The organism is Dietzia aurantiaca (genome assembly GCF_021033825.1).
GTDB classification, from domain to species: Bacteria; Actinomycetota; Actinomycetes; order Mycobacteriales; family Mycobacteriaceae; genus Dietzia; species Dietzia aurantiaca.
In genome coordinates this window covers 1-12,894 of record NZ_JAIFXZ010000009.1, presented here as the reverse complement: position 1 = coordinate 12,894, position 12,894 = coordinate 1, and the positions used below count along the sequence as shown (strand labels likewise).

Sequence of the window (12,894 nt, the reverse complement as noted above, 5' to 3'; positions counted from 1 at the left end):
CCCATGATCTCCTTCGTCCTGGCCTCCGCCTCCCCGTCCCGCCTGCGGATCCTCGAGCAGGCCGGGGTGGATCCGGTCGTCCGACCCTCCCGTGTCGACGAGGACGCCCTCCAGGCCTCCCTCCCGCCGGGCACGCCGCACGTCCGCGTGGTGGAGGAGTTGGCCCGGGCCAAGGCGCAGGACGTCATGGACCGTGAGGGCGCGGCGCTCGCCGCCGAGGCCCGCGCCGCCGGGGCCACCTCACTGGTCGTGGTGGGTTGCGATTCGATGCTGCTGGTCGACGGCCAACTGGAGGGCAAGCCGCACACCTACGAGCGCGCGATGGAGCGGTGGCGCCGGATGCGCGGCCGGCACGGGGTGCTGCTCACCGGACACGCGATGCTGGTCGCCGACCTCGGCGGCGGGGCTGTTCCCGGTGTAGGTGACGACGACGACAGCGTTGTCGTCGTCACCTACACCGGCGCGGACACCTCGGACACCACGGTCCATTTCGGCGCACCCTCCGATGCGGACCTCGACGTCTACCTCCGCACGGGCGAACCTCTCGAGTGCGCGGGGGCGTTCACGATCGAGTCGCTCGGCGGCTGGTTCATCGACCGCATCGACGGCGACCCGTCGAGCGTCATCGGGCTCAGCCTTCCGTTGCTGCGGCGGCTCCTCGAGGACGCCGGGATACACGCGCACAGCCTCTGGCGGCCCGAGTTGCGGCCGTGAGATCGACGCCGCGTCGGCCGCGCCGCAGGTCAGAGCGATAGCGGATTCACGGCCCCTCCCCCGCCATCGCACCCGGTGACCCCCAACACCACACATGAGGGAGGCCTCTCATTAGACTGCGAAGGAATATCGGTGGGCCCATCGGGGACACCGTCGTTTCAGACGTCCATCATCAGGAGGCCCTGAGTGCCCAGTCATGCCAGCTCTCATATCACGAAGGTCCTCGTCGCCAACCGCGGCGAGATCGCCGTCCGTGTGATCCGTGCGGCGAAGGACGCCGGTCTGGCCAGCGTGGCCGTATACGCCGAGCCCGACGCCGACGCACTGTTCGTCAAGCTGGCGGATGAGGCATTCGCGCTCGGCGGCACCACGTCCGCCGAGTCGTACCTCGTGTTCGACAAGATCCTCGACGCCGCGGCCAAGTCCGGCGCCGACGCGATCCACCCCGGCTACGGTTTCCTCTCCGAGAACGCCGACTTCGCGCAGGCCGTCATCGACGCCGGTCTGATCTGGATCGGCCCGCCGCCGCACGCCATCCGCGACCTCGGTGACAAGGTCACCGCGCGCCACATCGCCGAGCGCGCCGAGGCCCCCATGGCCGCCGGCACCAAGGACCCTGTCGCCAATGCCGACGAGGTGGTCAAGTTCGCCGAGCAGTACGGTCTGCCCATCGCCATCAAGGCTGCCTTCGGTGGCGGCGGTCGCGGCATGAAGGTCGCGCACAAGATGGAGGAGGTCGCCGAGCTCTTCGAGTCGGCCACCCGTGAGGCCGTCGCCGCCTTCGGCCGCGGCGAGTGCTTCGTCGAGCAGTACCTCGACAAGGCCCGCCACGTCGAGGCGCAGGTCCTCGCCGACCAGCACGGCAACGTCGTCGTGGCCGGTACGCGCGACTGCACCCTGCAGCGCCGGTTCCAGAAGCTCGTCGAGGAGGCCCCGGCCCCGTTCCTCACCGACGACCAGCGCAGCCGGATCCACGAGTCCGCCAAGCGCATCTGCAAGGAGGCCGGCTACTACGGCGCCGGCACCGTCGAGTACATGGTCCAGGGCGACACGATCTCGTTCCTCGAGGTCAACACCCGCCTCCAGGTGGAGCACCCCATCACCGAGGAGACCGCTGGCATCGACCTGGTGCTGCAGCAGTTCAAGATCGCCGAGGGCGAGGTGCTCGAGTTCACCGAGGACCCCGAGCCCCGCGGCCACGCGTTCGAGTTCCGGATCAACGGCGAGGACGCCGGCCGTGGCTTCCTTCCCGCCCCCGGCACCATCACCACCTACGAGGAGCCGGCCGGACCGGGCGTCCGCATGGACTCCGGCGTCGAGCAGGGCGACACCATCGGTGGCCAGTTCGACTCCATGCTCGCCAAGCTGATCGTGTGGGGCGAGGACCGCGACCAGGCGCTCGCCCGCTCGGCCCGCGCCCTGGCCGAGTACAAGATCGAGGGCATGGCCACGGTCGTGCCGTTCCACGCTCACATCGTCGCCAACCCGGCGTTCGTCGGTGACGGCAAGAGCTTCGACGTCTACACCAAGTGGATCGAAGAGGAGTGGGACAACCCGATCGAGCCGTGGACGCCGACCGGTGCCCCGGCTGACGAGGACGAGCCCGTGGAGCGCAAGAAGGTCGTCGTCGAGGTGGACGGCCGTCGCGTCGAGGTCTCGCTGCCCGGTGATCTCGCCTTCGGCGGCTCGCACAACGGTGGCACGGTCCGTCGCAAGGCCAAGTCCCGCACCCGTGGCGGCGCTGCCGGTGCCGCCGCGTCCGGTGACGCCGTGTCGGCCCCCATGCAGGGCACCGTCGTCAAGGTGGCCGTCGAGGAGGGCCAGGAGGTCAAGGCCGGCGAGATGGTCGCCGTGCTCGAGGCCATGAAGATGGAGAACCCGGTCACCGCGCACAAGGACGGTGTCATCACCGACCTGTCCGTCGAAGCCGGCGCCGCCGTGACCCAGGGCACGGTGCTCTGCGAGATCAAGTGATCTGCTGACGGCGCCGGACCTGCCGGTCGGCGCCGTCGCCCCCGCCTGACCAGGCACACGCGAGAATCCGCTACCCGGACGTCTGATCCGGGGCAGCGGATTCTCGTGTTTCAGGCGCCTGCCGCAGCGCAGCCGTGTCGACCGCGCGGCTGTCAGTCGGCGGCCACCGACCCGGCCACCACCGGCTCCGCGACCGCCGGATCGAACGAGGTGTCCGTGAGGAACTCGCGGGCCTCGGGCACATTGCGCAGAAATCGGTCGGCCTCGTCGTCGGACTCGGTGACCTGGCTCGCCTCCTCCGCGGCGATCCGCTGTTCGAACAGGCCCACCTCACGCTCGACCCGGCCGGCATCCCAGCCGAGGACCCCGGCCATGAGTTCTGCGGCCTCGCGCGCGCAGGCAACCCCGCCGTGCTGGTACTCCATGGAGATGCGGGTGCGCCGCACCAGGACGTCCTCCAGATGGAGCGCCGCCTCCGCGGCCGCCGCGTAGACCACCTCGACGCGCAGATACCGCTCCGCCCCGGCGAGCGGCTCGAGAAGCTCGGGACGATCGGCGGCCATCTCGAGCACCTCCTCGGTGAGGGTCCCGTACCGGCCCAGCAGGTGCTCGACCTGTTCCTCACGGATCTCGTAGTCGTCCGCGATCCGGTCCGCGCGGTTGACCATCGCCGGGTAGCCGTCGGCGCCCATGAGCGGGATCCGCTCGGTCGTCGACGACGGCACCTCCTCGGCCCGCTCCCCCATCTCGGCCACCGCGGCGTCCACGGCGTCGGCGGCCATCACCCGGTAGGTGGTGTACTTTCCGCCGGCCACCACCACTGCGCCCGGGGCGACCGTCATGACGGCGTGCTCGCGGGACAGCTTGGCGGTGGAGTCGGCGCCGCCGGACAACAGCGGCCGCAGCCCCGCATACACGCCGCGCACGTCCTCGCGGGTGATCGGCTCGGTGAGCACGGAGTTCACGTGGCCGAGGATGTACTCGATGTCCGCGCTCGTGGCAGCCGGGTGCGCGAGGTCGAGTTGCCAGTCGGTGTCCGTGGTGCCGATGATCCAGTACTCGCCCCACGGGATGATGAACAACACGGATTTCTCGGTACGCAGGATCAGCGCGGCCTCCGAGTCGACCTTGTCGCGGTCCACGACGATATGCACACCCTTGGACGCGCGGACGGTGAAGCCGCCCTCGTCCCCGAGCATGCGCTGCAGCTGGTCGGTCCACACGCCGGCGGCGTTGAGCACGACCCCGGCGCGCACGTCCGTCTCCGCGCCCGTCTCGGCATCCCTGACCCGCACCCCGGTGACCCGCTCACCGTCACGCAGGTAGCCGATCACCTGGGTCGAGTTGGACACGACCGCCCCGTGCCGCGCGGCGGTGCGGGCCAGGGTGAGGGTGTGCCGCGCGTCGTCGACGAGGGTGTCCCAGTAGCGGATACCGCCGACCACCACGTCCTCGCGCAGACCGGGGGCGATGCGGTGTGCGCCGGCGCGGCTGTAGTGCTTCTGTGGGGGCACGCTCTTGGCGCCGCCCATGACGTCGTAGAGGACGAAGCCGGCGGCCATGTAGGGGCGTTCCCAGAAGCGGCGGGTCAGCGGGAACAGGAACTTCAGGGGGGTGACCAGGTGCGGGGCGAGTCGGGTCATGCTGAGTTCGCGCTCGTGCAGTGCCTCGGCGACGAGTCCGAAGTCGAGCTGTTCGAGGTAACGCAAACCGCCGTGGAACATCTTGGAACTGCGCGAGGAGGTCCCCGCGGCGAAGTCCCGGGCCTCGACCATCGCGACGTTCAGTCCGCGGGTGGCCGCGTCCACTGCGCTGCCGGTTCCCACGACGCCGCCGCCGACGATCACGACGTCGAACGTCTCCTCGGAAAGCCTGCGCCACGCCTCGGCGCGGCGTTCGGGGCCGAGGACGGACCGGGACCTGATCGTGGGCATGGGGTCTCCCTCCGCGGCCGGGGTGAGGTGTTCCGGCCGGTCGAGGCCGACTCTACGCCCGCGCGGACGTAGTCTCGGGGATGTGAGTCGCAACACCTACATTCTGGCCATTGACCAGGGCACCACCTCGACGCGGGCGATCCTGTTCGATGAGAAGGGCCTGCCTGTCGCCACCGCCACCGCGCAGATCGAGCACTCGCAGATCCTGCCGCGCGCGGGCTGGGTCGAGCACGACCCGATGGAGATCTGGTCCAACGTGCGGACCGCGATGGGGCACGTGGCCGGGGACGCCGATCTCGAGCCGGCGTCGGTGCGGGCGATCGGCATCACCAACCAGCGGGAGACCGTGGTGGTGTGGGACAAGGCCACCGGGAAGCCGGTGTACAACGCGATCGTGTGGCAGGACACGCGCACGTCGGGGATCTGCGCGCGCCTGGCGGAGGGCCACCCGGCGGGCGCCGATCGTTTCCGGGAGACGACCGGGCTGCCGCTGTCGACCTACTTCGCGGGCCCCAAGATCCGCTGGATCCTGGACCACCTGGACGAGCGGGGCGAGCGCGGGACGGAGCGGGCCGAGGCGGGGGAACTGCTGGCGGGCACCATGGATTCGTGGGTGGTGTGGAACCTCACGGGTGGGCGGCGTGGTGACGACGACGGCGAGGCCGCCCTGCACGTCACGGATGTCACCAACGCGTCCCGTACTCTGCTCATGGACCTGGGGACCATGCAGTGGAGCGAGGAGATCTGTCGCGAGATCGGCGTTCCCCTGGCGATGCTCCCGGAGATCGTGCCCTCGTCCGGTGTGCTGGGGCGCGTCACCAGGCGCCGGATGTTCGGCGGGACACCCATCTCGGGGATTCTCGGCGATCAGCAGGCGGCGCTGTTCGGCCAGACCTGCTTCGAGCCCGGTGACACCAAGAACACGTACGGGACCGGCGCGTTCCTGTTGCTGAACACCGGCACGACGCCCCAGACCAGCGACAACGGGCTGCTCACCACCGTGGCCTACCAACTCGGTGACGCCGATCCGGTCTATGCGCTGGAGGGCTCGGTCGCGATGGCCGGGTCGTTGGTCCAGTGGCTGCGCGACAACCTCGGGATCATCTCGACCGCGGCCGAGACGGAAGGGCTCGCCATGTCACTGGAGGACAACGGTGACTGCTATCTGGTCCCCGCGTTCTCGGGTCTGCTGGCACCGCACTGGCGTCCGGATGCCCGGGGCGCACTGGTGGGTCTGACTCGCTTCCACACGAAGGCCCACATGGCGCGTGCGGCGCTGGAGGCGACCGCGTTCCAGACCCGCGAGATGGTCGACGCCATGTGCGCGGACGCGGGCGAGGCCGCCGGTTCGCTGCGGGTGGACGGCGGGATGGTCGGCAACGGGTACCTGATGCAGTTCCAGGCCGACCTGCTGGGCGTCGACGTGGTGCGCCCCGAGGTCACCGAGACCACGGCTCTGGGCGCGGCGTTCGCGGCCGGGCTGGCCGTGGGCACCTGGGACTCGATCGACCGGCTGCGTGAGCTGTGGCGGGAAGACCACCGCTGGTCGCCGGAGATGCCCGAGGAGGAGCGGGAGCGGCTGATGGCCCGCTGGCGCGATGCGGTCGAGCGGACGCTGGGCTGGGCCGACGCCGAGGGCTGAGCCTCCTGCCTCCGCGCCCACCCGCCACCGCTGCCCGCCACCGCCGGGTTGTGCGCCCTGTGTGCAGCATGCAGACCGACTTGTGCGCCCTGTTTGCAGCAAACAGGGCGCACAAGTGGGTGGAAAAGGTGCATTCCGGGCACGCACCCCACTCGGGGCAGTGTCACCCGGAGCAGTGTCACGTGGGGCGGGAGGCACCAGCGGGCCGGGCAGGCCACCGGCCGGGCGGCCACCGGCCGGGCGGCCCACCGAGGCGGATCAGTCCAGATCGTCGTGGCGGATGAGCTGGCGGGCGGCCTCGGTGATGGTCCCGGTCATCGACGGGTAGACGGAGAAGGACCCCGCGAGGTCGGCCACGGTGAGCTGGTTCCGCACCGCGACCGAGATCGGCAGGATGAGCTCGGAGGCCGTGGGCGCCACCACGACGCCACCGATCACCACGCCCGAGGCGGGGCGACAGAAGAGCTTGACGAAGCCGCGGCGCAGACTGCGCATCTTGGCGCGCGGGTTTCCGGACAGCGGCATGACCTCGACGCGGGCGGGGACCTCACCGCTCTCGATCTGAGCGTGCGAGATGCCGACGGTGGCGATCTCCGGGCGGGTGAACACCGCGGAGGCGACGGTGCGCAGGCGGATCGGGCTGACGCCCTCGCCGAGCGCGTGATACATGGCGATGCGGCCCTGCATGGCCGCCACGGAGGCGAGCGGGAACAGGTCCGTGCAGTCGCCGGCGGCATAGATGCCGGGCGCGGTGGTCCGGGAGACGCGGTCGACCTTGATATGGCCGCTGCGCTGCAGCTCGACTCCGGCGTTCTGCAGGCCGAGTCCGTCGGTGTTGGGAACCGAGCCGACGCAGATGAGGGCGTGGGAGCCCTTGACCGTGCGGCCGTCACCGAGGCGGACGATGATGCCGTCCTCGTGATGCTCCACGGCGTCGGCGCGGGCGTGCTTGACCAGGGAGACACCGCGCTCGCTGAGCGCCTCCTCCAGCACCAGCGCGGCGTCGGCGTCCTCGTGCGGCAGTACGCGGTCCCGACTGGAGACCATGGTGACCTTGACGCCCATCTCGGTGAACGCGGAGACGAACTCGGCGCCGGTCACACCGGAACCGATGACCACCAGGTGCGAGGGCAGCTCGGTGAGGTCGTACAGCTGACGCCAGTTGAGGATCCGCTCGCCGTCGGGCTCCGCACCGGAGAGCACGCGGGGGCTGGAGCCGGTGGCCATGAGCACCACGTCGGCGTCGAGGATCTTCTGCTGGCCGTTCTCGAAGGTCACGGCGACCTGGTGCGAGGCCATGCCCGGCTGGGAGTCGTGGACCTTCGCCCACCCCGACAGCAGGCGGACGCCCTCGCGCTGGAGCTGCGTTCGGATGTCCGCGGACTGGGCCCGCGCGAGTGACTTGACGCGGCCGTTGACCTGGCCGAGCCGGTATGCGGTGGGGTCGAAGTGCGCCTGGACGCCCATCTCCTCCGCGCGGCGCATGTCGGTGCGCACGCCGGTGGTGGCGATGAAGGTCTTGGAGGGGACGCAGTCGTAGAGGACGCAGTTGCCGCCGATGCCGTCCGCGTCGACGATCGTGACATCCGCACCGTACTGGGCGGCGACCAGCGCCGCCTCGTATCCGGCGGGTCCGCCGCCGATGATGATGATGCGTTGCGTCACTGAAGATTCCTCCACGGCTCACGGGGTGTCAGGGCCGGGCGCCGGTTCCGCGGTGGCAGAACTCGTCGCGTCCGCCGTACACGGTAGTCGACTGGCCCGCGTCAGACGGGTGGACGAGGGTGGCGGACCCACCCGATCCGCCACCCGATCCACCCGCGCCGGGCCCGAGTGTGCGCCGACCGGGCTTGCCGAACGGACTAGAGTCGGGGTCGTGCCTCTCTATGCCGCGTACGGGACCAACATGCATCCCGATCAGATGACCACCCGCGCGCCGCACTCCCCTTTCGCCGGGTCGGGGTGGCTCGAGGGCTGGCGACTCACCTTCGCCGGCGACGACCCCACCTGGGAGGGCGCGGTGGCGACCCTGGTGCAGGACCGTGACTCGCGGGTGTTCGTCGTGCTCTACGACGTCCCCGAGGAGGACGCGCTCTCCCTCGACCGTTGGGAGGGCACCGACCAGATGCCCGCCCGGAAGATCCGCGTGCGCATCACGCGCCAGCCGACCGTCCCGGACGGCCCCCCTGTGGGCGCCCAGGAGTCGGAGTTCGCCGTCGACTCCGGCCCGGCGGACGGGCCCGGTGCCGCGTCGGCCGCCGAGGACACCGTCCTCGCGTGGCTGTACGTGATGGACGCGTTCGAGGGCGGGCTGCCGTCGGCGCGCTACCTCGGCCTGCTGGCCGACGCCGCCGAGTGCGCGGGCGCGCCCGAACAGTACGTGCGCGAGCTGCGCACCCGCGAGTCCCGCAACGTCGGCCCCGGCGCCTGAGGTGGCCCCGCTCCTGACCCCCACCGCCGACGCCGCCGCGGCGGCCGACGCCATCACCCGCGCCACCGGCCGCCCTTCGCACGAGGTCACCCTGGTGCTGGGCTCGGGCTGGTCGGAGGTCGTGACCGGACTCGCCGACCCGGGCACCGCGGTGACGATGCCGGTGTCGGAGCTGCCGGGGTTCGCCACGCCGTCGGCCGTCGGTCACCGCGGGACCGTCACCAGCTGCCTGGTGGACGGCGTCACCCTCCTGTCGATCGCCGGCCGCACACACCTGTACGAGGGTCGCGGCACCGAGCCGGTCGTCCATCCCGCCCACGTCGCCGCCGCCACCGGCTCCCGCGTGCTGGTGCTCACCAACGCCGCCGGCGGCCTGCGCGACGGCCTGGCCGTGGGCGACCTGGTCCTCATCCGCGACCACCTCAACCTCACCGGCCGCTCCCCGCTGACCGGCCCCCTGTTCGTCGATCTGGTGGACGCCTACCGCCCGACTCTGCGCGAGGCGGCCGCCGACGCCATCGCCGCCTCCGATGCCGCCGCCGGGGTCACCGACTCCCGCCCGGGCGAGGGCGTGTACGCCGCGATGCCCGGCCCCCAGTACGAGTCCCCCGCCGAGATCGGCATGCTGCGTGTGCTCGGCGCGGACCTGGTGGGGATGTCGACCGTGCCCGAGACCATCGCCGCCCGCGGACTGGGCCTGGACGTGGTCGCGATGTCCCTGGTCACCAACCTCGCCGCCGGGGTCACCGGGCAGCCGCTGGACCACACAGAGGTGCTCGCCGCCGGGGCGGCCGGTGCCACCCGCCTCACCACGGCGCTCCGCGCCCTCGTGCCGGCCGTCGCCCGCGCCTGAGCGAGGCCGACCGTGCCCACTCCCCCCGACCCGACCTCCGACGCCGCCCCCGACCTCGCGCCGCTGCGGTTCGGCACGGCGGGTGTCCGCGCCCCACTCGGGGACGGCCCCGCCCGGATGAACGAGGGGACGGTCGCCCTGGTCGCGACCGCCGTCGCCCGCCACCTGCGTGAGCAGGAGCCGCCCGGGTCGACGGTCGTCGTCGGCGGGGACGCACGCCACGGGTCGGCGCGGTTCGTCGAGGTCGCGGCTGCGGTGGTGGCGGCGGCCGGCTTCGTCGTCGTCGTTCCCCCGGGCCCGGTCCCGACCCCCGTCGTGGCGGCGGCGGTTCGGTCGCGTGGCGCGGCGGCGGGGCTCATGGTGACCGCGTCGCACAATCCGGCAGGCGACAACGGCATCAAGGTCTACGGGCGCGGGGGCGCGCAGATCGTGCCGCCCACCGACGCCCACATCGAGGCGCACCTGGTGGCGGCCGCGCGAGAGGGCGTCACCGTCCCCGTCGCGTCAGAATGGAACGACGACGAGACCGCGCCGCGCGGGGGCACCGCGGTCAACCCCGGTCGCGGTGAGGTGCGGGTAGACCCGGCGCTGGTCGACGACTACGTCGCCGCCGTCGTGGCCCGGATCCCCGCTCCCGCCCGGCCTCCGCGCGTAGCGCTGACGCCCGTCCACGGGGTGGGCGGCGAGGTCTGCCGGCGCGTTCTCGCCGGGATCGGGGTGCGGGACGTGGTGATGGTGGCCGAGCAGGCCGAGCCCGACCCCGACTTCCCGACCGTCGACTCCCCCAACCCGGAGCGCGCGCAGACCACCGAACGGCTGCTCGCGCTGGCGGCGGAGATCGAGGCCGATGTGGCGATCGCGCTCGACCCCGACGCCGACCGGTGTGCCGTGGGTGTGGCCGGGCCGGACGGGCGTTGGCGGATGCTCGACGGCGACGAGACCGGTGCCGTGCTCGCCGACCACCTGCTGCGGGCGCCGCTGCCGGGGGCAGGCGTCGGCGAGGACTTCCCGGTGGTGGCATCGACGATCGTGTCGTCGCGGTTGCCATCGCTCATCGTTCCCGCGCGCGGCGGTCGCCACGTGGAGACGCTGACCGGGTTCAAGTGGCTCGTGCGCGCCGGACGGCCGCTGCGGTACGCGTACGAGGAGGCGATCGGGCACTGCGTGCTGCCGGAGGTCGTGGCCGACAAGGACGGCATCTCCGCCGCCGCGCTCTGGTCCGCGATGGTCGGGGCCGGCGGGCCCACTGTCGGTGAACGAATCGACGCGCTGGGGCGGGAATTCGGCGTGCACGTCCGGCGCAACGAGACGCTGCCACTGGCGGTCGGAGCGGATCCCGCCGTCGCGCTGGCGAGGGCCGCGACGCTGCTCGGGGGCGCGGGCGGCGGGGCCCGGCCCGCGGTTCACTCCCTCGACGGGACCGCTGGCCTGCGTGTGGACGTCGATGGCGCCCGCGCGGTGATCCGCCCCTCGGGGACCGAGCCGCTGCTCAAGACCTACGTCGAGGCGTGGACACCGCCGGCGCCCTCCCCGGCGGACCGAGCCGGGGTCGAACAGCGGCTCGCGGGTCTGGCCGGTCAGGTCGCGGACGCCATCGCCGGCCGGGCGCGTTAGCGCGGACCGAAGAGACGGTCGCCGGCGTCACCGAGACCCGGGACGATGAAGGCCGCCTCGTCGAGTCGCTCGTCGATCGTCGCGGTCACGAGCGTGCCCGCGAGCCCGGAGCCGCGCACGAGTTCGACGCCCTCCGGCGCACACAGCACGCACACCACGGTGATGCCCGTCGCGCCACGGGCGGTCAGCGTCTCCAGGGTGGTGACCAGCGAACCGCCGGTCGCGAGCATCGGGTCGAGCACCACCACGTGCTTGCCGGCGAGGTCATCTGGCAGCGAGCACAGGTAGGAGAAGGGCTCGTGGGTCTGCTCATCGCGCGCCAGGCCGATGAAGCCGACCTGCGCGCCGGGCAGCAGGCGGGTCGCCGGCTCCAACAGGCCGAGCCCGGCCCGGAGCACCGGCACGATGAGCGGGACGCCGTCCACCGCGACACCGGTCGTCTCGGTCACGGGGGTGGTCACGGGGATCTCTACCGTCGGCACCGAACGGAAGGCCTCGTAACAGAGCATGGTGCCGAGAGCGTCCATCGCGGCCCGGAAACCCGCGGTATCGGTGCCGGAATCGCGCAGCGTACGGAGGCGATCCCCGACCAGGGGGTGGTCCACGACGATGATGTCCATGCCCGTCAGGATTCCACACGAGAAGATTTTCGCGGGTGCTGGAACCGGACCGTCTCCCCTGCTCGTCGAACCCTGTGACGGGACAGAAGGCAGGACAAGGGGGCGCGACCATGGCAGACGGGGCGATCGAGGTCCATGTCGACGGTTTACGTGAGCTGGGCACGGGGCTGACCACCCTGGCCGAGACGCTGGGGGGAGCGCTCGACGCGGTCGACTCGCTGCCGCTCGCGGCGGTGGTGCCGGTGGTGGGGCCGGTGGGGGCGGATTTCATGTCGGCCCTGTTGGCCGCCACCTCCCGCCACCGGGAGGTGCTCGCCGGGGTCGCCCGGGTGACCGATGCGGCCGGGGATCTGGTGTTGGAGTCGGCCCGGTTGTTCGAGGACACCGACGCCGCGGGCGCCCGGGCCATCGGCGCGGCCGGCCAGGGTTTGACCGAATGGACGGTGTGATCCGGTGATCGCGGACGCATTGGCCTATGTCGGCCCCATCAGGCAGGTCCTCGACCTGCTCTCGACCGAGGAGTTCGTCCCCGCGGAGACGCAGAACGTCATGCGGCCGGTCAGCGACTGCCTGGAGGTGGCCGAGCAGCTGGGGCCGCCCCTCGAGCGGCTGCTGTCCGAGTCGTGGGACTCCCTCGCCGCCCTGGGTGCCGCCCAGTCGATCGCAGAGGTCGGACGGACCGTCGGCGCGCTCACCGACTCCGCTGTGGAGATCGCGCGGGTCACCGCCGTGGCCGCCGAGATCGTCGTGCGCGGGACGATCGAGGTGATCGGGATCGTCAACGAGTTCATCGCGCGCGCCGCCGCCCTCGGACCCACCCTCGTGACACCGCCCGGGCAGGCCGCGCTCCTCGCGTTGGCCACCGAGCATCTGGCGCGCGGCATCCAGGTCGCGGAGCGGGTCCAGACCGAGCTCAGGGCGCCCACGGCGGAGATGCACGCGATCGCCGCCGGGATCCCGGGCGCGCCCCGAATGCCCGGGATGCTCGGCGCGGATACGAGCGCGGCGGGCGCGATCAACGCCACCACCGCGGCGTACGCGGGATCCGGGCCGGGCGCCGCCACCGCGGTCGGCGGCTCACCCACCGAGGTGGGCGCACCCGGGCCCGGCAC

Annotated in this window: 10 protein-coding genes and 1 pseudogene; 8 read left to right on the top strand and 3 right to left on the bottom strand. The window is 72.0% G+C overall.

Annotated features, from left to right (window positions below; translation table 11 throughout):
• The first annotated feature begins 3 nt into the window (after positions 1 to 3).
• Positions 4 to 714, top strand: coding sequence for a Maf family protein (locus K3888_RS10595; protein WP_230930236.1), 711 nt, complete (start codon positions 4 to 6; stop codon positions 712 to 714).
• 186 nt (positions 715 to 900) lie between these two features.
• Positions 901 to 2,688 carry an acetyl/propionyl/methylcrotonyl-CoA carboxylase subunit alpha gene (locus K3888_RS10590; protein WP_230930235.1) on the top strand — a complete coding sequence of 596 codons (1,788 nt, stop codon included), beginning with the start codon at positions 901 to 903 and terminating at the stop codon, positions 2,686 to 2,688.
• 152 nt (positions 2,689 to 2,840) lie between these two features.
• Here K3888_RS10590 and K3888_RS10585 read toward each other — a convergent pair whose 3' ends face one another.
• On the bottom strand, positions 2,841 to 4,622 hold the full coding sequence (locus tag K3888_RS10585) for a glycerol-3-phosphate dehydrogenase/oxidase (protein ID WP_230930234.1): 1,782 nt from the start codon (positions 4,620 to 4,622) through the stop codon (positions 2,841 to 2,843).
• Positions 4,623 to 4,704: 82 nt separating this feature from the next.
• Between K3888_RS10585 and glpK the strand changes: the two genes are divergently transcribed.
• Positions 4,705 to 6,264 (top strand): glycerol kinase GlpK, encoded by a 1,560-nt coding sequence (gene glpK / locus K3888_RS10580; protein ID WP_230930233.1) that lies wholly within the window; start codon positions 4,705 to 4,707, stop codon positions 6,262 to 6,264.
• A gap of 258 nt (positions 6,265 to 6,522) precedes the next feature.
• Here the strand turns inward: glpK and K3888_RS10575 are convergent, their stop codons facing one another.
• Positions 6,523 to 7,929: an NAD(P)H-quinone dehydrogenase gene (locus K3888_RS10575; RefSeq protein WP_230930232.1), complete on the bottom strand. Its 1,407-nt coding sequence runs from the start codon at positions 7,927 to 7,929 to the stop codon at positions 6,523 to 6,525.
• A 211-nt stretch (positions 7,930 to 8,140) separates the two neighbouring features.
• Between K3888_RS10575 and K3888_RS10570 the strand changes: the two genes are divergently transcribed.
• From K3888_RS10570 to K3888_RS10560, 3 genes are read left to right on the top strand one after another with little or no spacing between them, the layout of a single operon-like run.
• Positions 8,141 to 8,695, top strand: a complete 555-nt coding sequence (locus K3888_RS10570) for a gamma-glutamylcyclotransferase family protein (RefSeq protein ID WP_230930231.1) — start codon at positions 8,141 to 8,143, stop codon at positions 8,693 to 8,695.
• A gap of 1 nt (position 8,696) precedes the next feature.
• Positions 8,697 to 9,548, top strand: coding sequence for a purine-nucleoside phosphorylase (locus K3888_RS10565; protein WP_230930230.1), 852 nt, complete (start codon positions 8,697 to 8,699; stop codon positions 9,546 to 9,548).
• Positions 9,549 to 9,560: 12 nt separating this feature from the next.
• Positions 9,561 to 11,162 (top strand): phosphohexomutase domain-containing protein, encoded by a 1,602-nt coding sequence (locus tag K3888_RS10560; RefSeq protein WP_230930229.1) that lies wholly within the window; start codon positions 9,561 to 9,563, stop codon positions 11,160 to 11,162.
• Here K3888_RS10560 and upp read toward each other — a convergent pair.
• Entirely contained in the window at positions 11,159 to 11,782 is a 624-nt protein-coding gene (upp, locus tag K3888_RS10555) for a uracil phosphoribosyltransferase (RefSeq protein ID WP_230930228.1), read from the bottom strand. The genes K3888_RS10560 and upp overlap by 4 nt on opposite strands.
• 110 nt (positions 11,783 to 11,892) lie before the next feature.
• Here upp and K3888_RS10550 point away from each other — a divergent pair, with 110 nt between their 5' ends.
• Both K3888_RS10550 and K3888_RS10545 read left to right on the top strand, forming a co-directional pair.
• Positions 11,893 to 12,231 carry a type VII secretion target gene (locus tag K3888_RS10550; protein WP_230930227.1) on the top strand — a complete coding sequence of 113 codons (339 nt, stop codon included), beginning with the start codon at positions 11,893 to 11,895 and terminating at the stop codon, positions 12,229 to 12,231.
• 4 nt (positions 12,232 to 12,235) lie between these two features.
• A pseudogene (locus tag K3888_RS10545) lies at positions 12,236 to 12,894 on the top strand (C40 family peptidase); the annotation flags it as partial.

Bases quoted from the DNA above. Each gene is read 5' to 3' on its own strand.
- upp (WP_230930228.1), bottom strand. From the start codon at position 11,782: ATGGACATCATCGTCGTGGACCACCCCCTGGTCGGGGATCGCCTCCGT.
- K3888_RS10585 (WP_230930234.1), bottom strand. From the start codon at position 4,622: ATGCCCACGATCAGGTCCCGGTCCGTCCTCGGCCCCGAACGCCGCGCC.
- K3888_RS10550 (WP_230930227.1), top strand. From the start codon at position 11,893: ATGGCAGACGGGGCGATCGAGGTCCATGTCGACGGTTTACGTGAGCTG.
- K3888_RS10595 (WP_230930236.1), top strand. From the start codon at position 4: ATGATCTCCTTCGTCCTGGCCTCCGCCTCCCCGTCCCGCCTGCGGATC.